General features: G+C 40.6%; 12 protein-coding genes and 1 pseudogene. 12 read left to right on the top strand and 1 reads right to left on the bottom strand.

What is annotated here, in order from left to right; translation table 11 throughout:
• The 7 genes and pseudogenes from ACTQXY_RS13760 to ACTQXY_RS13730 form a co-directional block, all read left to right on the top strand.
• Nucleotides 1-292, top strand: a pseudogene (locus ACTQXY_RS13760) (hypothetical protein); the annotation flags it as partial.
• A gap of 21 nt (nucleotides 293-313) precedes the next feature.
• Nucleotides 314-1,588 carry a hypothetical protein gene (locus ACTQXY_RS13755; protein WP_441659941.1) on the top strand — a complete coding sequence of 425 codons (1,275 nt, stop codon included), beginning with the start codon at nucleotides 314-316 and terminating at the stop codon, nucleotides 1,586-1,588.
• Nucleotides 1,589-1,600: 12 nt separating this feature from the next.
• On the top strand, nucleotides 1,601-3,829 hold the full coding sequence (locus ACTQXY_RS13750) for an ABC transporter permease (RefSeq protein ID WP_441659940.1): 2,229 nt from the start codon (nucleotides 1,601-1,603) through the stop codon (nucleotides 3,827-3,829).
• 5 nt (nucleotides 3,830-3,834) lie between these two features.
• Nucleotides 3,835-4,713, top strand: a complete 879-nt coding sequence (locus ACTQXY_RS13745; protein ID WP_441659939.1) for an ATP-binding cassette domain-containing protein — start codon at nucleotides 3,835-3,837, stop codon at nucleotides 4,711-4,713.
• Between the two features lie 161 nt (nucleotides 4,714-4,874).
• A complete protein-coding gene (locus ACTQXY_RS13740; protein WP_441659938.1) occupies nucleotides 4,875-6,263 on the top strand; it encodes a hydroxymethylglutaryl-CoA lyase-like TIM-barrel protein in 1,389 nt (462 codons plus the stop codon).
• Between the two features lie 12 nt (nucleotides 6,264-6,275).
• The gene (locus ACTQXY_RS13735; RefSeq protein WP_004612520.1) at nucleotides 6,276-6,929 is read left to right on the top strand and encodes a GntR family transcriptional regulator; all 654 of its coding nucleotides are present in this window, start codon (nucleotides 6,276-6,278) and stop codon (nucleotides 6,927-6,929) included.
• An 18-nt stretch (nucleotides 6,930-6,947) separates the two neighbouring features.
• Nucleotides 6,948-8,144: an NADP-dependent isocitrate dehydrogenase gene (locus tag ACTQXY_RS13730; protein WP_441659937.1), complete on the top strand. Its 1,197-nt coding sequence runs from the start codon at nucleotides 6,948-6,950 to the stop codon at nucleotides 8,142-8,144.
• A gap of 67 nt (nucleotides 8,145-8,211) precedes the next feature.
• On the opposite strand, the gene abc-f is transcribed toward ACTQXY_RS13730, so the two are convergent.
• Nucleotides 8,212-10,134, bottom strand: a complete 1,923-nt coding sequence (gene abc-f / locus ACTQXY_RS13725) for a ribosomal protection-like ABC-F family protein (RefSeq protein ID WP_441659936.1) — start codon at nucleotides 10,132-10,134, stop codon at nucleotides 8,212-8,214.
• Between the two features lie 143 nt (nucleotides 10,135-10,277).
• Between abc-f and ACTQXY_RS13720 the strand changes: the two genes are divergently transcribed.
• The 5 genes from ACTQXY_RS13720 to ACTQXY_RS13700 all read left to right on the top strand — a co-directional run bounded on the left by ACTQXY_RS13720 (nucleotide 10,278) and on the right by ACTQXY_RS13700 (nucleotide 15,005).
• On the top strand, nucleotides 10,278-10,928 hold the full coding sequence (locus ACTQXY_RS13720; RefSeq protein WP_441659935.1) for a redox-sensing transcriptional repressor Rex: 651 nt from the start codon (nucleotides 10,278-10,280) through the stop codon (nucleotides 10,926-10,928).
• 104 nt (nucleotides 10,929-11,032) lie between these two features.
• The gene (locus ACTQXY_RS13715; RefSeq protein WP_441659934.1) at nucleotides 11,033-12,517 is read left to right on the top strand and encodes an NAD(P)H-hydrate dehydratase; all 1,485 of its coding nucleotides are present in this window, start codon (nucleotides 11,033-11,035) and stop codon (nucleotides 12,515-12,517) included.
• A 17-nt stretch (nucleotides 12,518-12,534) separates the two neighbouring features.
• The gene (gene alr, locus ACTQXY_RS13710; protein WP_441659933.1) at nucleotides 12,535-13,701 is read left to right on the top strand and encodes an alanine racemase; all 1,167 of its coding nucleotides are present in this window, start codon (nucleotides 12,535-12,537) and stop codon (nucleotides 13,699-13,701) included.
• 83 nt (nucleotides 13,702-13,784) lie between these two features.
• Nucleotides 13,785-14,132, top strand: a complete 348-nt coding sequence (locus ACTQXY_RS13705) for a type II toxin-antitoxin system PemK/MazF family toxin (RefSeq protein WP_004612526.1) — start codon at nucleotides 13,785-13,787, stop codon at nucleotides 14,130-14,132.
• Nucleotides 14,133-14,150: 18 nt separating this feature from the next.
• The gene (locus ACTQXY_RS13700) at nucleotides 14,151-15,005 is read left to right on the top strand and encodes a transporter associated domain-containing protein (protein WP_441659932.1); all 855 of its coding nucleotides are present in this window, start codon (nucleotides 14,151-14,153) and stop codon (nucleotides 15,003-15,005) included.
• The last annotated feature ends 96 nt before the right edge of the window (nucleotides 15,006-15,101 follow it).

Raw genomic sequence — 15,101 nt, 5'->3', positions numbered from 1 at the left:
GAAAATTTATGAATTGTTACTTCCGCAGAAGCTGCCGAGAGAGGGAGCGCAGATAAATAGTATCATAGGTCAAACAAAAGATGGATTGTATTTTGATTATTATATTACTAATCAAGAGAGCGGGGATGAGGGAGACTGGATAACGTGGTATGGATATATCAGCTGGGAAGATTTACTGAGTGGAAAAAATGACGTAAAAGTTGTTTTAAACCCGCGAGTTTCTTCAGGTGGGAATCTCGTAGATAAAGATGGTAATGTAATTGGTACGGAATCAAGGGCAAAATACGATTAGAGATAGAGAAGGAGGTTCTTTATGCTGAAATACAAATGGGGAATTTTATGTTTTTTATTCATATCAATCACATTAGCAGGCTGCAGTGGAAAGAACCCCGGCAAGGATGAGAAATCAGAAAAATTCCAATCGGATTATATGGATCTAGGGGGGATGGGGACAAAGGTGGATGAGGGACTGTTCTATAGCAAGAATGGACTATTTTATTATACTGATTTTGAGACGAATACCGCAGTACCCATTTGTAATAAGCCGGATTGCCGCCACCTTTCAACAAGGGAAGACAAAAATACGACATGTAATGCGGCTAACGATGACTCTACGACCATATTTCCATATCAGGGAAAGCTATATGGGATAGAAAGCAGGGAGGATGGAATTGGATTTTTCGTGTCGGAACTTGATGGCAGTAATCGAAAAAGCAAAGAAAATTTTATTGATGCAGGCTGTATCTTTCAAGATGGAATCATTGTTCGGGATAAATTATATTACCTTTATGATGAGACGATTGATATTATTGAGAGCGAGGGGATACAGGAGACAAAGCTTAAATGGCATTTTAATGTGTTGGATTTAAAGTCGATGAAGCAGGAAGAAATTCTGTCAGAGGAGACAGATTATATGGGGCTGCTTGGGGGAACAACGGAATATATGGTATATTCTGTCATAAGAGAGGGTGAACCATCTTTTTATCAATTTGACTATAAAACGAAAAAGTCGGAAGAAATCTCCCTGATTAGTGATGGGTATGAAGAAGTTTATCCGGTTTCCGATGGAAAAAGTTTTTACTATGTAGGGGGAGAGAAAAAATTAAGCAAGAATGTAAAGTATAAGGCAAATACAGTTTATCAATATCATGTTGATACAAAAGAAAATGAGGTTTGTGTGAGTGGAGCAGAGATTCAGGACTTCATTGGTGAAGATGCAGAACTGATTTTATTATACGGTGTTGTAGATGAGGGAATTGTCTTTTGGGCACATCCGCAGAACAGAATGCTTTTCAAAGAGAAGGAAAGTGGAAGGATTCGAGAATTGTCCTTGCCAGAAAACCTTCCGGTGGAAGGGGCGAGATTGAATAGCGTTGTCTGCCAAACAGAGCAGGGAGTGTATTTTGATTATTATATTATCAATCAAGAGAGCGGGATTTTGGGAGATCGGATTATATGGTATGGATATATCAGCTGGGAAGATTTACTGAGTGGAAAAAATGACGTAAAAGCAGTCTTGTACCCGCGAGTTTCTTCAAGTGGGGCTCTCGTAGATAAAGATGGCAATGTGATTGGAACTTCGGAATAATAGGGGGAAAATATGGAGTGTGTAAAATACGAGTGGAAAAAATTTGTTAGTTTTCGCTTCTTTTGGCTATTGTGTATGATAGTATTTACATTTAATTTATGGAATCTTTCAGAGAACGTGAAAATGAGCTGGCCTTCGGCGGAAGCGGTGAAAGAGTTATATGCAGACCTAAACCGGCAGCCAAAAGAAGAGCAGGGACGATGGCTGCAAACACTCGGTGAGAATGAGCTCATGCCATATACCGGAAATCCTTATACAGAGGAGGAACTATACGACAAAATTTTGCGGGAATTTGTTCAGATTGGACAGTACGAATCGTATTTGGAAGACATCGAGCAGAAGAGCGTGAATATGTCAAGCGCCATTTTCTCAGATGAAAATTCTTTTGCGTATCGGAATGCGCAAAGGACACCTGCCGCATTTGAAAAGCTGCATGGTTTGGAGCTGTCCGCAGATGTCTCAGATGGTGTGATTTTTGCGACGCAGGCAGAGTTTACTGACATCTGTATGATTTTTTTGCTGACTGCAATGGTGTATTTTCTGGTGATGTATGAGAAAAAGAATCATCTGTACCGGCTATTAAAATCTACCTATAAAGGAAGAAAGTATGTAATTCGGGCAAAATTACTGACTGCCGCCGGAGTTACATGCTTTCTTGTCCTGCTTTTGTACGGTGGGAATTATCTGTTTTCTGCCTATAAATGCGGATTTGGTAATTTGGAAAGACCGATTCAATCGGTAACTGCAATGTACGAAAGTCCATGCATGCTTTCCGTAGGCGAATATTTGATTTTTTATCTGCTTCTAAAAATGCTTGTCTGTTATGTGATTGCGCTGGTTATGATTTGGCTGGCGCAAAAGATGAGCAGCTCTGCGGGAGCGGTTCTTGGAATTGGATTTATTGGGATTGCGGAATATCTGCTTTATTTGCTGCTGCCTTCGGTTTCTTATATGGATGTGTTGAAATATGTAAATCTTGCAGAATATATCAAGGTATATCCGTTGCTGTCAAAATATCACAACTTGGATGTCTTTGCATATCCGGTCAATGCGATGCAGATATTTTTTGTGGTTCTTCCAGTATGTTTGCTGCTGCTTTTGGCTGTCAACGTTTGGAAATTCTGTCGTTGTGATAAGGTGAAAGGGCGCTGGCAGAGAAAGGGGGCGCGCAGCAAAGTATTTACAGTTGTGACGGACAGGTTATGCCTGCATGAATTATTTAAAAGTCTTTTGACAAATAAAACATTGTGGCTTTGCGTCGGTGTAATGTATGGAGCAGTTTTAGTTGGAAACGGCATGACGTCTTATAAGGATATAGAAGAAGAATATTATCGGATGTATGTGACGAAGCAGCAGGGGCATATCACGGAGGAAAAGCTGAAATATTTTTCGGAAGAAAAGAAAAAATATGAAGAAATCATGGCGCTCACGCCAGAAAAGTCCGGTCTTTCAGAACATGAGATTTTGCAGAAGAAAAGCAATATCCAATATCCATATGGAGGATTTCTGCGGGCTTATAGTCAGGCGGGGTACGTTATGAGCAACAATTCTGCGCTCGGTGTCAATGAGCAGGAGCTTGTATATGAAACAGGATATGAAAGACTTTTTGGCGACACGTTTGCCAAAAATCGTCTAATCGGTTTGATGTTGTGTGTACTTGTGGCTGTCTACAGCGCATCAGCGGTACTTGGCATGGAGTATGATTTAAAGGTGATGAATCTGCTTCGGAGCACAAAACAAGGGCGGATACAGCTTTTGACTTCCAAGATAGGTGTAGCATTTGGGATTACGTTTGTGATGGCAGCGCTGATAAAGGTTCCGGCGATTTTCAAAATTGTAAAAGCATACCCGCTGGACAGTTGGGGGGCAAAGGTGCGTTCTATGACATTTGCAGGGCAGTCTGTCTTGAATTGTACAATTTGGGAATATGTCTTTTTACTTATCCTTTTTCAAATGATTTCTTTGTTTGTAATCGTGCTGGTGGCTGTGGCATTGTCTGCATTATTAAGAGATATGATTTTGACCAATATTTTAGGAATTGCGATTTTTATTGGACCGTTGATTATGGAATGGAGCGGACTTCATAAAATACATTTTTTGAGTATGAATGCGCTGCTGGATGCACATCAACTGTTACAGGGCAGATGGGATATGCTTATTCTGCAAGTGCTGATTTTTTGGATTTGTATTCCGGCTGCAAGCTGCTATATTCTTTATGAAATCTATGACAGGAGGAAGTGAGACAGATGAAATTAGTGATAAGAGGCTTAAATAAAAGTTATGGTTCAAAAGCTGCACTACAGGATTTTCATGCTGTGTTTGAAAATGGAATCTATGGAATATTAGGACCAAATGGCGCCGGAAAAAGTACATTGATGAATATACTGACAGATAACCTGCTGCGTGACTCTGGAAGAATCCTGTGTAATGAAAAAGAGATTACGAAAATGAAAGAACAGTACCGGAAGATCATGGGATATATGCCGCAACAGCAACAATTATATGATTCTTTTACTGTGAATCATTTTATTAGTTATATGGGAACACTTCGAGGTATGAATAAGAAAGAAATAAAGAGACGTATGGAGGAGCTTTTTCCGCTTTTAAACCTAAACGAAGTAAGGAGAAAGAAAATCAAGGAACTTTCTGGCGGAATGAAACAGCGCGTGCTTCTTTTGCAGGCTCTTTTAGACGATCCGAAGATTCTGATTTTAGATGAGCCGACTGCCGGTCTGGATCCGAAAGAGCGTATCCGCATCAGGAACCTGATTTCGGATTTGAGCGGTGATAAAATTGTTCTGATTGCAACTCATGTAGTGTCCGATATTGAGTTTATCTCGAAAGAGATTCTTTTGATGAAAAATGGAAGAGTGGTAGATAAGGACTGCCCGGAAGCATTGCAGAAAAAGATTGCGGGAAAGGTATTTGAAATCAGAATCGTGCAGGAGGAACTGAATCAGGTAAAAAAAGAATTTGAAATCAGTAACTTATTCCGAACAGAGGGGGAAATTGTCGTGCGTGTCATCTCGGAAGAGTGTCCAACAGCATATCGCTGGACAGAAGTCAGTCCAACGCTGGAAGATGTCTATTTATATGAATTTGAATGTACATCCAAAGAGGATTAAAAAAGAATAGATACTGAATTTAGGGAGTTCCAAAGCGAATATCGGAATCGAAAATAGCAGAGTAAGATACTACTCTGTTATTTTATTATAGTAAAGTATTGACATAAAATGTATAATTGTATACAATTATACAAAAGTGCAATAAAGAAAAGAGGATGACCATGGAAAATAGAAAAGTATTTATGAACCAACATAATAATCTGTTAGAGCTTGAGGAACATATGTATCAGCTGGTGGATGTGGAGACTCCCAACATTTTTCGTAATCTATTTCCGTATGATGAGATTCCAAAGATTGCGTTCAATGACCGAATCGTGCCTCATCACATGCCGGATGAAATCTGGATTACCGATACGACATTCCGTGATGGGCAGCAATCGAGAGCGCCGTATTCCACAGAGCAGATTGTTACATTGTATGATTATTTTCACAGACTTGGTGGTCCAAAAGGAAAGATTCGCCAGTGCGAATTTTTCCTATATAGTAAAAAAGACCGGGACGCAGTTTACAAATGTATGGAGAGAGGATACGAATTTCCGGAGGTGACAAGCTGGATTCGTGCGAGCAAGAAAGATTTTCAGCTTGTAAAAGATATCGGAATGAAAGAGACTGGGATTTTGGTAAGCTGTTCTGATTACCATATTTTTTACAAACTGAATATGACAAGAAGACAGGCCATGGAGCATTACCTTTCGATTGTAAGAGAATGTTTGGAAATTGGTGTCAGTCCGAGATGTCATCTGGAGGATATCACACGTTCGGATATTTATGGCTTTGTCATTCCGTTTTGTCTGGAGTTGATGAAATTGCGTGAGGAATATCAAATTCCCGTGAAGGTGCGAGTTTGTGATACGATGGGATACGGTGTCAATTATCCGGGGGCTGTGATTCCGCGATCAATTCCGGGGATCATATACGGTCTGATGGTTCACGCAGGTGTGCCAAGTGAATTGATTGAATTTCACGGACATAATGACTTTTATAAGGCCGTCAGCAACTCCACGACAGCGTGGCTGTATGGTGCAAGCGGCGTAAACTGTTCTTTGTTTGGAATCGGTGAGCGTACAGGAAATACACCGCTTGAAGCAATGGTGTTTGAATATGCGCAGCTTCGTGGAACTTTAGACGGAATGGATACGACAGTCATCACAGAGATGGCGGAGTATTACGAAAAAGAGATCGGCTATCGTGTGCCGTCAAGAACTCCGTTTGTCGGAAAGAACTTTAATGTGACAAGAGCCGGTATTCACGCCGATGGACTTCTGAAAAACGAGGAGATTTACAATATTTTTGATACGGATAAATTCCTGAACCGTCCGGTTCTTGTTGCGGTATCCAACACATCGGGACTTGCTGGAATTGCACATTGGATCAATGCATATTACAAGTTGAAAGGTGACCGTGCTATTGACAAAAATTCACCATTGGTAGCGAAGGTAAAAGAATGGGTAGATGCAGAGTATGAATCCGGACGTGTGACCGTTTTGACAGATGACGAATTGGTACATGTGATCACAGATGCCTGTCATGAGTTGCAGGTAATTTTATAGTGGAGGCAGAAGATGGAAGAATATCAGGAGTATTCGCTCCGTGGAAGAGTCTTTCAAAAAATCAGAGATGGTATTTTGAAGGGCGAATACAAAGAAAATGAAGAATTGCGGGAAAGCACAATCGGGAAAAAGCTTGGGGTGAGCAGAACTCCGGTGAGAGAGGCGTTAAGACAGCTTGAACTGGAGGGACTTGTAAAAATCGTACCGAACAAAGGCGCATATGTGACCGGCATTACAGGGAAAGATGTGAAGGATATCTATTTGGTGCGCTCCCTCCTGGAAGGACTTTGCGCCAGATGGGCGACCGAGCATATTACAGAAGAACAGATAGAAAAACTAGAAGAGATTGTTTTACTCTCAGAATTTCATGCAAACAAAAATCAAAAAGAAAAATCGGGTCAGGTTGTAGAACTTGATGGAAAATTCCATGAAGTATTGTACGAAGCATCAAATAGTCGTATACTAGAACATGTATTATCCGATTTTCATAAATATGTCCAGATGGCAAGGCAGGCATCTGTTACAAGAGAACATCGGGCAGAAAAATCAATTAAAGAACATAAAGAGATTTTGGAAGCAATCAAACAGAAAGATGCGGATAAAGCAGAACAACTTGCCAATGAACACATTTTGAAAGTAATGCAAAATTTGAATATCGAAGCGTAGAGCAGGAGGAAATGGAAGATGGATAAAATTAAGATGACAACACCACTTGTAGAGATGGACGGAGATGAGATGACAAGAATCCTTTGGAAGATGATCAAAGAGAATCTGTTATTGCCATTTATTGATTTGAAAACAGAATATTATGATTTGGGATTGGAGTACCGCAACGAAACAAATGACCAGGTTACCATTGATTCTGCCAATGCAACGAAGAAATACGGCGTTGCTGTAAAATGTGCGACCATCACTCCAAATGCTGCACGAATGACAGAATATGACTTAAAAGAGATGTGGAAAAGCCCAAATGGAACAATCCGTGCGATGTTAGACGGAACAGTTTTCCGTACACCGATTATTGTAAAGGGAATTGAGCCATGTGTGAAAAACTGGAAAAAGCCAATTACAATTGCAAGACATGCATATGGAGATGTCTATAAAAATACAGAGATGGTTATTCCGAGATCAGGAAAAGTGGAGCTGGTATATACGGCAGAAGACGGAACAGAGACAAGAGAACTGGTACATAATTACACAGGAGCCGGAATCGCACAGGGGATGCACAATTTGGATGCTTCTATTGAAAGTTTTGCGAGAAGCTGTTTTAACTATGCGCTTGATATCAAACAGGATTTGTGGTTTGCAACAAAAGATACAATCTCTAAAAAATACGACCATACATTTAAAGATATTTTCCAAGAGATTTATGATAAAGAATATGATGAGAAATTCAAAGCTGCCGGAATTGAGTATTTCTATACACTGATTGACGACGCAGTAGCGCGTGTCATGAAAGCGGAAGGTGGATTTATCTGGGCTTGTAAGAACTATGATGGGGATGTAATGAGTGATATGGTCTCTTCCGCATTCGGTTCTCTTGCGATGATGACTTCCGTGCTGGTATCTCCACAGGGATATTATGAGTACGAAGCTGCTCACGGAACAGTACAGCGTCATTATTACAAACACTTAAAGGGTGAAGAGACTTCTACGAACTCTGTTGCAACCATTTTTGCATGGACCGGCGCACTTCGTAAACGTGGTGAATTAGATGGCAATCAAGAATTGATGGATTTTGCAGACAGACTGGAAAAAGCAACTATCGATACAATCGAGAGCGGTAAGATGACAAAAGACCTTGCTTTGATTACAAGCATTGAAAATCCAACGGTATTAAACAGCGAACAATTTATCAAAGCAATTGCAGAATTATTGTAATGAATGTAAAATGTCCGAATGACCTGAGACACAGGAAATTCGGGCATTTTCTTTTTTCGCATACTTTTTATTCCGCAAGTTCTTCCCAGCGCATGTAAAGTGTTTCCAATTCCTCAGCGATTTTTGCTTTTTCCTCAGATAATTCACGGCATCTCACAGAGTTAGTGAAGACTTCTTCCTGAGTCATCAACTCATCAATTTCAGAATCTCTTTCTTCCAGTTTCGCAATTGCATCTTCAGTCTTTTTTAAATCGTTTTGACGTTTCCGTTCTTTTGCCTGTGCTTCCTTTTGGGCTTTCCAGTCCAGCTTTGTGTCAGATTCCACAGGTGTGGAAGAGACCGAATGGGTGGAAATTTCAGAAATGCCGGCATACGCTGCTGTTAATTCTTCTTTCTTTTCCAAGTAGTAATCGTAGTTTCCGATATAATTAACAAATGTGCCATTGACAAGATCTAAAATACGTGTCGCCGTCTGATTAATAAAGTAACGGTCGTGGGACACATAAAGTACAGTCCCGGTGTAATCATTCAGCGCTTTTTCCAAAATTTCTTTGGAAGCAATATCCAAATGGTTCGTCGGCTCATCGAGGATGAGGAAGTTTGCCTCAGACAGCATAAGTTTTGCAAGAGAAACGCGACCGCGCTCGCCACCGCTTAAATCACCGATCAGTTTATAGACATCATCGCCCGTAAATAAAAATGCGGCGAGTGTATTTCGAATCTGTGTGTTGTTAAGACTTGGATAATCATCTGAGATTTCATCAAAAATGTTTTTTTCCATATGTAACACGTGGTGTTCCTGATCATAATAGCCAATCTGTACTTTGGAGCCGAGCTTGAAAGAACCGCCATCAGCGGCGACTACCTGATTCAGTATTTTCAAAAGTGTTGTCTTTCCGGTTCCGTTGTCTCCGATGATGGCAACGTGTTCCCCACGCTTGATCTCAAAGCTGATATCCTGAAATAGTTTGTGGTTTCCGAATGCCTTGCTTAAATGTTCAACTTCTAACACATCGTTTCCGCTGACGCAAGATGGCTCTAATGAAAAGTGGAGTTCTTGTGGATCCCCCATCGGCTTTTCAATGACGTCCATTTTTTCAAGCATCTTTTCACGACTTTCTGCACGACGAATTGATTTTTCTCGATTGAAAGAGCGAAGTTTTTCGATTACTGCTTCCTGATGCTTGATTTCCTGCTGTTGATTTAAGTATTCTTTTAATTTTGCTTCACGAATCATCTTTTTCTTTTGTGCATAGTCTGAATAGTTCCCCATGTAAGTCATAATGCTGCCGTATTCAATCTCTACCACTTTTGTGACAACACGGTTCAGAAAATAACGGTCATGGGATACGATTAAGACAGCACCCTCATAGTTGAGCAAATAGGTCTCGAGCCATGAGATGGAGTTCATATCCAAATGGTTTGTCGGTTCATCGAGCAATAAAATATCTGGTTTGGTAAGAAGAAGCTTTCCGAGAGACACACGGGTCTTTTGTCCTCCGGAGAGCGTGTCCACCTCTTTTGAAAATTCATCTTCACGAAAGCCAAGTCCTTTTAAGACACCGACCAATTCACTCTGATAGGCGTATCCGTCGGCGTGCTCAAAACGTTCTGTCAGACGATGATATGTCTGAAGACGATTCTCCAAATCTTCTCCATGAAGATGTTTTAACTCCATCTCGATGGTACGGATTTGCTTTTCCATCTCAATGATATCTGCTTTGGCAGTCTTTAGTTCCTCCAAAATAGTATTGCCGCTTGAAAGATCCTGATGCTGTGACAGATAACCGATCGTCTTTCCTTTTGTCAGGATAATATCGCCGCTGTCTGTATCGAGTTCTTTCATGATCATTTTTAAAATAGTAGACTTTCCGGCACCATTTGGTCCGATCAGTGCCGTTTTTTCACGATCTTCTATATGAAAAGAACCAGATTTGACAATCACTTGTTCTCCAAATGCTTTTGAAATATTATGACATGCGAGAATCATATATAAAAACCCTCCCTTTTTGGTACAATAATTTTATTATAACTAAAATGTAAGAAAATACAACTAAAAGTTTGACTTTGATGCAGTGATTCTATATAATGATTCTTAGAATGGACAGGAAAAGTAGAGGAAGGTGAAGAAAAATGGAAGAAAGACAAATCTCCCAAGCAGTTATCAGAAGATTACCCCGCTATTATCGTTACTTAGGTGAGTTGTTGGAGAATAGTGTGGAGCGTATTTCTTCTAATGAATTAAGTAAAAGGATGAATGTAACAGCTTCCCAGATCAGACAGGATTTGAATAATTTTGGTGGCTTTGGACAACAAGGTTATGGATATAATGTAAAGTATTTATATACAGAGATCGGAAAGATTTTAGGTTTGGATGTCAATCATAATATGATTATACTCGGAGCAGGTAATTTAGGACAGGCACTTGCCAATTATGCTGCTTTTGAGCGAAGCGGATTTGTCTTAAAAGGGATTTTTGATGTGAATCCAAGACTTGAGGGCGTTACAATTCGAGGTATTGAGATTCGTATGATGGATGAGTTAAGCAATTTTATCAAAGAGAATAATATTGAGATTGCGGTGCTCACTATTCCAAAGACAAAAGCAATTGAAGTTGCAGATATGCTTGTGGAAAGCGGTATCAAAGCAATTTGGAACTTTGCACATACAGATTTAGAACTTCCGGAGGATGTGATTGTTGAGAACGTACATCTTTCAGAAAGTCTGATGAGACTTTCTTATAATGTCAATCGTTATCATGTGGAGCATAAGACGGAACAATAATTTATTCCCTTTAAGGGAGATAAGATAAAAGGAACGTGTAGTGGAGGCATGCAGCAGGCAGGTTTCCTTTACACGTTTTTTTCAAGAATAGAAGGTGAACAAGAATGATATATTTGCCAACCGGCGAACAGATGCGAAGAGCAGATCTGTATACGATTGAAGAAATCGGAGTTCCGTCTATGGTTTTGATGGAACGTGCGGCACTGGAAGTGGTAAGATGCATGGAAGAAGAACAACTGGATTTTCGTAAAGTGCTTGTAGTCTGTGGAAGCGGTAACAATGGCGGAGATGGATATGCAATTGCCCGCCTGTTACACTTAAAGGGACATGATGTGACCATTTTTTTTGCCGGGAATTCTCAAAAACGAAGCAAGGAAAATGCACAGCAGGCAAAAATTGCAGCACATTATGAAATTCCGGTGATAACCAATCTGGATACAGAGGAATATAGTGTAATTATAGATGCACTCTTTGGAACCGGATTGAAATGTGAAATTACAGGTCATTACAGGGAGATTCTTTGTTCTGTCAATCAGATGACCGGCGAGAAGGTGGCAGTTGATCTGCCATCCGGAATTCATGATACAACCGGAGCACAGATGGGGATTGCTTTTTGTGCAGATCTGACAGTTGCAATTGCCTTTCCAAAGAGAGGTCTGTTTTTACAGGAGGGAAATGTGTGTGCCGGAAAGATTCTCACAGGTGACATCGGCATTTCCTCGGAAACATTCTCAGAAGGAACAGTTACATTTGGCTATGAAAAACAAGACCTATTTCTGGGATTTCCAAAAAGGAAGAAAAATTCACATAAGGGAAGCTATGGAAAAGTGTTGATGATTGCAGGCAGCAAAGGGATGTCAGGAGCTGCTTATTTAAGTGCAAAAGCCGCTTATGCAGTGGGGGCAGGACTTGTGCAGATTTATACACACGAAGAAAACCGTGTGATATTACAACAGCTTTTACCGGAAGCGATTATTACAACATATGACACGTTCGATTCCGAGCAATTAGAAAAATTGATTCAATGGGCAGATTTGATTGGAATTGGATGCGGACTTGGGAAAAGTGACACAGCAGAACGAGTGATGCAATATACGTTGAAACGTGCGCTGGTTCCTTGTGTGGTGGATGCAGACGGTATCAATATCCTGTCAAAACATATGGAATGGATTGAAGTAACGAATGCTCTGATTGTTTTGACACCACATATGAAAGAGATGTCCAGAATGCTGCAGTGCAGTGTAAAAGAACTGGTAGAACAGCGAATGGAAAGGCTGCATGCGTTTGTGGAACGATATAAGGTTGTCTGCGTGCTAAAAGATGCAAGAACGCTTGTTGCAAAGGAACATCGAAATACATATTTGAATTTGTCCGGGAATGCGGCGATGGCAAAGGCAGGTTCCGGAGATGTGCTTGCGGGAGTTATTGTGGGGATTCTGGCACAACAGTGTGAACCGTATACATCTGCATGTCTTGGGGTGTTCCTCCATGGTCTTGCAGGTGATATGGCCCGGGACAAAAAGGGAGCATACAGTGTACTGGCAAGTGATTTGGTTGCGGAAATCAGCAGTGTATTAAAGAATATATAAGAGAGGCGACAGAACAGATGAAGACTTATAGCAGAGTATATGCAAAGATTGATTTGGATGCAATTGCATATAATATGGAACAGATGAAACAAAACATCAGACCTGAGACGAAAGTAATGGCGGTCATAAAAGCGGATGGATATGGGCATGGAGCCGTTCAGATTGCGGAGATGATGGAACGTTGGAACTACATATGGGGCTTTGCAGTAGCGACTTTAGACGAGGCAGTTGTGCTTCGCACAGAAGGGATTCAAAAACCGATTCTGGTGCTTGGATGTGTGTTCCCAGATCAGTACATGGAGATGTTAAAGCATGAGATTCGAATGAATATTTACACAGAAGAGATGGCAGAGTCAATCTCTCGAATGGCGGCAAGAGAGGGGAAAACAGCTTATATGCACATCAAACTGGATACCGGAATGTCGCGGCTGGGATTTGGAATCAATGAACAATCCGTGGAGACAATCAAGCGGATCAGCAAGATGCCAAATGTCAATGTGGAAGGGATTTTTACACATTTTACCAAAGCAGATGAGAAAGATAAAAGCTTTACAAAAAAACAGATACAGGAATTTGTATGGATGACGGAGCGCCTGAAAGAAAAAAATGTCCGGTTTACATATGAGCACTGCTCCAACAGTGCAGGCATCATTGATGTCCCGGAGGCGAATTTCGATATTGTAAGAGCGGGAATTTCTACATATGGCCTCTATCCATCGGAAGAGGTAGATAAGACAAACGTAAAATTAAAACCGGCATTGGCATTAAAGAGTCATGTGGCATTTGTAAAGGAGATAGAGAGTGGGACTCCTGTGAGCTACGGAGGCACGTTCGTTGCCAAAGAGAAAATGAAGATTGCAACGATTCCGGTCGGATATGCAGATGGATATCCAAGAAGCTTATCAAATAAAGGATACGTGTTGATCCGTGGAAAGAAAGCACCTATTCTCGGGCGGGTCTGCATGGATCAGTTTATGGTGGATGTGACACAGATTGAAGGCGTAAGCTTTGGCGATAAAGTCACAATGATTGGAAAAGACGGAAATGAGATTTTGCCGGTGGAGGTGCTGAGTGAACTTTCCGGGCGATTTAATTATGAATTTGTGTGCGACCTTGGAAAACGTATTCCGCGTGTCTATGTGCGGGACGGGAAAATAGCAGAGCAGGTGGACTATTTTGCATAAACGAGAATTCAGGTTCTAACTGGAATACATCCGAAAAAGATGGAAATACTAATTTTATCTTAAAAAATCGGAGTGTGAATAGAGTGCAGATTAGACGTGGTGATATATTTTATGCGGACTTAAGTCCGGTAGTCGGTTCAGAACAAGGTGGAATACGACCTGTTTTGATTATACAAAATGACATTGGGAACAGACACAGCCCGACTGTGATCTGTGCTGCGATTACATCAAGAATGAACAAGGCAAAGTTGCCGACACATGTTGAAATTGATGCAGGAAAATATCAGATTGTAAAAAATTCAGTGGTGCTGTTGGAACAGATTCGAACGATTGACAAGCAAAGGCTAAAAGACATGGTTTGTCACGTGGACAAAAAACTGATGACAAAAGTTGATGAAGCGTTGAGAATCAGCTTGGAGCTTCATACATAATAAAAGGAGAAAAAAGAAATGGAAGATGAGGGTAATCTATTATCACGAATGAGAAAAATATTTTCAGGAGAGATGGAAGAGGGAGAAGATGCGGCGGAGGCTGTGATGGATATGGTCGATGAGGGGTATCGGCAGGGTGTGTTCCTGAGCAGTGAAGCTCAGATGATACGGAATATTTTCGCATATGGGGAAAAGGATGCGAAAAGTATTATGACGCACCGGAAACATATGGTTGCGCTGGATGGTGAAGAGACGCTTGAAAATGCGTTGACGTTTATATTAGAGCAGAATAAATCCAGATTTCCGGTCTATGAAGAAGATATTGATTCTATCATCGGAACGATTCATCTGCGGGATGCAATGAAATGCTATTTTAACGAGCAGCTTCGCCATATTCCGATCAAACAGCTGAAGGAATACATAAGACCAGTAAGCTTTATACCGGAGACGAGAAGTATTGATAAACTGCTGAAAAAGATGCAGGAAGGGAAATATCATATGGCAATTGTCATTGATGAGTATGGTCAGACTGCAGGACTTGTGACAATGGAAGATATCATAGAAGAAATTGTCGGAAACATTCAGGATGAATACGACGAGGAAGAAGAGCTGATCAGACAGGAGTCAGATGGAAGCTATCTTGCAGATGGAATGACAGAAGTTGAAGATTTGGAAGAGCTGCTTGGAATTCAATTTGAGGAAGAGGACTATGAGACACTTAATGGATTCCTTATCTTTCATTTAGAAAGAATTCCAACAGAGGAAGAAAATTGTGTTGTATCCTATGAAGGGTATGATTTTCAAGTGCTGTCCATGGAAAATAATATTATAAAAACTGTACAAATAAAAAAAAGAGTGCTAGAGCGTGTTTGAAAATTAAAAAGTGCACAAAATATTTGTTTATAGCCCTTCTTTCATGGTAAAATAAAGAAAAAGGGGCTGATATTATGTCAAGACGTTACGAACTAA

The sequence above is a fragment of the Faecalimonas sp. LCP19S3_D12 genome (assembly GCF_052121495.1).
Classification (GTDB): Bacteria; Bacillota; Clostridia; order Lachnospirales; family Lachnospiraceae; genus Faecalimonas.
This window is presented reverse-complemented; position numbering and strand designations above follow the sequence as displayed.